Source organism: Desulfovibrio sp. TomC, from assembly GCF_000801335.2.
GTDB lineage: Bacteria > Desulfobacterota > Desulfovibrionia > Desulfovibrionales > Desulfovibrionaceae > Solidesulfovibrio.
This window is the reverse complement of sequence record NZ_JSEH01000407.1, coordinates 1-305: the sequence shown is the minus strand read 5'-3', so window position 1 is coordinate 305 and position 305 is coordinate 1. Positions and strand designations below refer to the sequence as shown.

At 55.4% G+C, this 305-nt stretch carries 1 protein-coding gene; it reads right to left on the bottom strand.

The window, feature by feature from the left end:
* Positions 1-152: 152 nt before the first annotated feature.
* The gene (locus NY78_RS25970; protein WP_442855226.1) at positions 153-296 is read right to left on the bottom strand and encodes a transposase; all 144 of its coding nucleotides are present in this window, start codon (positions 294-296) and stop codon (positions 153-155) included.
* Positions 297-305 lie beyond the last annotated feature (9 nt).

The following is a 305-nucleotide window of genomic DNA, read 5'->3' as shown; positions in this document are numbered from 1 at the left end:
GAGACCGCTGCATAAATCCTTTGCAGCCTCTGGTCTCCGCCTTTTGGGGTTGTTTCGAGCGTAAGGCCGGCAGTTTTCCGTGGTTTTCCTGAGGACTTAAGCTGTTTTCTGCCTCCCTTTGCGGTTTTCGCCGCCAAAGGAGACACCTGTCCTCAGCAACCAGCCTTTAAAGCGGCTTTTTTCAGGTTGAAAGCCATGGCGTTGAGGAGAAACTCCAGCTCGACCTTGGCCCGCCCGAGGTATCTCGCTCGGAAAAAGCCATAGCCGCGCTTGAGAGTGCCGAAGGCTCGCTCCACCTTTGAACG